Below are 3512 nucleotides of genomic sequence, written 5' to 3'. Positions count from 1 at the left end.
CATGAACATGAAGCATCTGGAGGCGACCGTTGAGGATGCCTCCATTGCTGGCTGACTTCATTCATAACAGAGTCTGCGAACTAAAGTGCGAAAAATTCTTGACACGACCCATAAGTAGGCAAGGAGTAGCGTGTTATGGATGAAAAAATCCACAGCAATGAGCAGTTGCTTTTTGCCTTGCTAAAAAGACATACGGCTTTTAATGGACAATTTTCAATCGGTGTTCACCGGCGCCTTTGTAAGAAAGAGTTTGCCCCATCTGGGGACAAGCCTCCGCCTGTAGGCGCTCCATACACCGTTGAACTTCTCAATACACCTATCTTTTGGGCTGTTGATTTTGCAGCAGATTACAAAGTCAACGGCTTATTTTATAGGCGGCCTGGTTACAGGAGCAGAGCGCCGCCACCTCCGATCTGTTTTCGCAAAAAACAGATCGGAGGTACAAAAATTGCGTGATTATCGCAAAAGTGATTATGCGATAAACAAATACAGTCCAAATATTGTTTATCGCTTCCATGACGGAGTGATTGAAGTTTCTCTGGAGGACTACCTGAAGGAGAACCCAGATAAAACAGAGCAGGACTTTGCGGAGTTGAAAGCCCTGTCCGATCAAATCTACTATGAGCAGGATAGGGCAGAGAGTACCCAGACCCGCAAGGATGTTTCCATCCACGGTTTGGAGGAAACGGACTGCTGCTCTACCCGGCCATTGGAGGAAGAATTGGAGGAACTGGCGGTAGAAGTGCAAAACCGCCGCTATACCTGGATTGCGTTGAAACGGTTATTCGCTGCGGGCGTACTTACAGAAGTCCAGAAAAGGCGTTTTCGGCTTTATGTATTCCGTGGCCTGTCCACCCGGCAGATCGGCAGGCTGGAAGGGACAAGTCATCAGGCGGTCGCAAAGTCTCTGAATCTCGCCATCGGAAAATTAAAAACTTTTTTTGCAGAGCAGAGTTAAACCCCACTATCTAAGGATGAAATAATACCCCTTCCCGAAAAAGCGGAACGAGTGACAGACAATTAGTATCTGCCACTCGTTCCACCACTAAAATTCAGAATTGTTAAGAACTTGATATGGTGGAAAATAAGAATTAGGTTCTATACTATCCTCATCTAAGGTCATGGCCGTGATCAAAGTAGTATCGAGAGCAATAGGAGGTATATCCCAATGAAAAAGTTGACAAATCAGTTTATCAGCATTATTGTAGACCAACTGGGCGCAGGAGGATATGCCCATGATCCCCTGACAGATTATCTGGAAGAAGTCAAAGAAAGAACCCGGTTTCATTACTGGCTGTTCGGACACTATCATGACAACAAAATCCTGGATGACCGATTCGTTCTTCTCTGGGAACAGATGATTCGGGTGGTGTAAACAGGCCAAAGAGAAGTGCGGGAGTATCCCGTATTTCTCTTTGGCCTGTTTTCGGTTAAGCATAATTTATCAGAAAGGAGAAACTATGAACACTCGCAAAAACATCGACTATTCTGCCATGTTTGCGGATTTGGATGCAGCAGTAACTGCTGACTTTTCTCAAGTGCAACTATACTGCGAATTAGGCCGAATTGTATGTGGTCGTTCTGAAAAGGGTGCTGCGGTTGCTGCTGCAGAATACCTGTCTGAACAGTATCCGAATGTCCCTGGTTTCTCCCCGCGCAATCTGCGGAGGATGCGTGATTTTTATCGGATGTACGAGGGCAATCAAGAACTTTTGAAACTCGCCGCAGAGATCTCCTGGACACAAAATGTTGTGATTCTGGAGGCGGACCTGAACATGGAGGAGCGACGCTGGTATCTGCTGGCCGCAAAACAGTTTGGATGGTCAAAAACCGCACTCCAGAATGCTATCCAGGAATGTGCTCATCAGGAACTCACGCTCGACGAATTTGAGGTTCCATGTTATACTGATCATGAAGAAAATCAATTGGAGAGTTCCGAAAATGATCAAGATACTTTTTCTCTGTCATGGGAATATTTGCAGAAGCCCGATGGCCGAGTTTGTGATGAAAGATATGGTGAAGAAAGCTGGTCTGGCACAGGAGTTCCAGATCGAATCAGCAGCTACCAGCACCGAGGAAATCAGAAATCCTGTTTACCCACCTGCCCGCCGGAAATTGGTCGAGCATGGAATCGACTGTTCCGGCAAAACAGCATGGCAGCTCCAGAACAGCGACTACGACAAGTACGACCTGCTGATCGGCATGGATCGCGCCAATATCCGGAGTATGTACCAGATCTGTGGTGGCGACTTTGCCGACAAAATGCACCTTCTGATGGATTTTACAAGCCGACCCGGAGAGGTAGCCGACCCGTGGTACACCGGCGACTTCGATGCGACCTGGCAGGATGTTATGGAAGGCTGTCAGGGACTGCTTGATGATTTGCTGAAGAAAAGAGGTGTGATATGAATGGGGCAAGAGGATAAGATTCAGCTTTTTGAAGATAAGCGCATCCGCACAGCCTGGGACGAGGATAAAGAGGAATGGTACTTTTCTGTTGTTGATGTCGTTGCAGTTTTGACCGATCAGCCGGATCAGCGTGGCGCAAGCAACTACTGGGCAAAGCTGAAACAACGCCTTAAAGACGAAGGTGCAGATCAGTTGCTGACAAATTGTCAGCAACTGAAATTGAGGTCCCCAAAGGATGGAAAACGGTATAATACTGATGTGGCAGATACGGAACAGCTTCTGCGTATCATCCAGTCCATACCATCTCCCAAAGCTGAGCCGTTTAAGCTATGGTTGGCACAGGTTGGTCGGGAGCGAATCGAAGAAACGATAGATCCGGAACTGACCATTGAACGGGCGCTGGAAACCTATCTGAAGAAAGGCTATACCCGTGAATGGATCAATCAGCGACTGCAGGCGATCCAGGTCCGCAAAGAGCTGACCGATGAATGGGATGCCCGTGGTGTTCAAAAGGGCATTGAGTATGCCATTCTTACAGATGAGATATCCCGAGCATGGTCCGGGATGTCCACCAGACAGTATAAGAATCTCAAGGGGCTGAAAAAGGAAAACCTGCGGGACAATATGACTACACTGGAATTGGTTCTGAATATGCTGGCCGAGGCTACGACCACAGAAATTTCCAAGCAGAAAGCACCGGAATCTTTTTCTGATAATATCGAAGTGGCTTGTGTAGGCGGTAAAGTCGCTGGAGATGCCCGAAAGGCTATTGAGTTGCAAACAGGTGTCCCTGTTATTACGGAAAAGAATGCTGCCCAACTCAATCAAGTGATAACCGATTTGATTGAAGGGGGTATCTCCGAATCGGAAGTTGACTCATCAAAACAAGAATAAATAATTTGAGTTTTGCGGAGATAACATGACATCTACAGCGTTTTGATGTTACAAAGGTAAATAGTAAAAGCAAAAGGCTGCCTGAAAGGCAGCCTTTTGCTTCAGTCTGTCGAAAAAGTCCAGCAAAAGCTGGGCTTTTTCGTTTGAGCGCGGTAAAATAGGAATAGGTGGTGAGAGCAATGCTGGAACGAGGAAAAATGGATCGGGAT

At 46.8% G+C, this 3512-nt stretch carries 5 protein-coding genes and 1 pseudogene; all 6 read left to right on the top strand.

Annotation, left to right across the window (positions count from 1 at the left end):
* Positions 1–135: 135 nt before the first annotated feature.
* The 6 genes and pseudogenes from ACTQ34_RS17635 (at position 136) to ACTQ34_RS17610 (ending at position 3303) form a co-directional block, all read left to right on the top strand.
* On the top strand, positions 136–456 hold the full coding sequence (locus tag ACTQ34_RS17635) for a hypothetical protein (RefSeq protein ID WP_441364907.1): 321 nt from the start codon (positions 136–138) through the stop codon (positions 454–456).
* Positions 449–958 (top strand): sigma-70 family RNA polymerase sigma factor, encoded by a 510-nt coding sequence (locus ACTQ34_RS17630; protein ID WP_441364906.1) that lies wholly within the window; start codon positions 449–451, stop codon positions 956–958. Before ACTQ34_RS17635 ends, ACTQ34_RS17630 begins: the two co-directional genes overlap by 8 nt.
* Before the next feature lie 210 nt (positions 959–1168).
* Entirely contained in the window at positions 1169–1375 is a 207-nt protein-coding gene (locus ACTQ34_RS17625; protein WP_441364905.1) for a hypothetical protein, read from the top strand.
* Between the two features lie 85 nt (positions 1376–1460).
* A pseudogene (locus ACTQ34_RS17620) lies at positions 1461–1856 on the top strand (DUF1016 N-terminal domain-containing protein); the annotation flags it as partial.
* A gap of 85 nt (positions 1857–1941) precedes the next feature.
* Complete coding sequence (locus tag ACTQ34_RS17615; protein WP_441364904.1) at positions 1942–2409, top strand: low molecular weight protein-tyrosine-phosphatase; 468 nt, start codon at positions 1942–1944, stop codon at positions 2407–2409.
* Positions 2410–3303 (top strand): BRO-N domain-containing protein, encoded by an 894-nt coding sequence (locus tag ACTQ34_RS17610; protein ID WP_441364903.1) that lies wholly within the window; start codon positions 2410–2412, stop codon positions 3301–3303.
* The last annotated feature ends 209 nt before the right edge of the window (positions 3304–3512 follow it).

This window comes from Agathobaculum sp. LCP25S3_E8 (assembly GCF_052117165.1).
Taxonomy (GTDB): Bacteria; Bacillota; Clostridia; order Oscillospirales; family Butyricicoccaceae; genus Agathobaculum.
The sequence above is the reverse complement of the archived record's forward strand: the minus strand, read 5'-3'. Positions and strand labels throughout refer to the sequence as shown.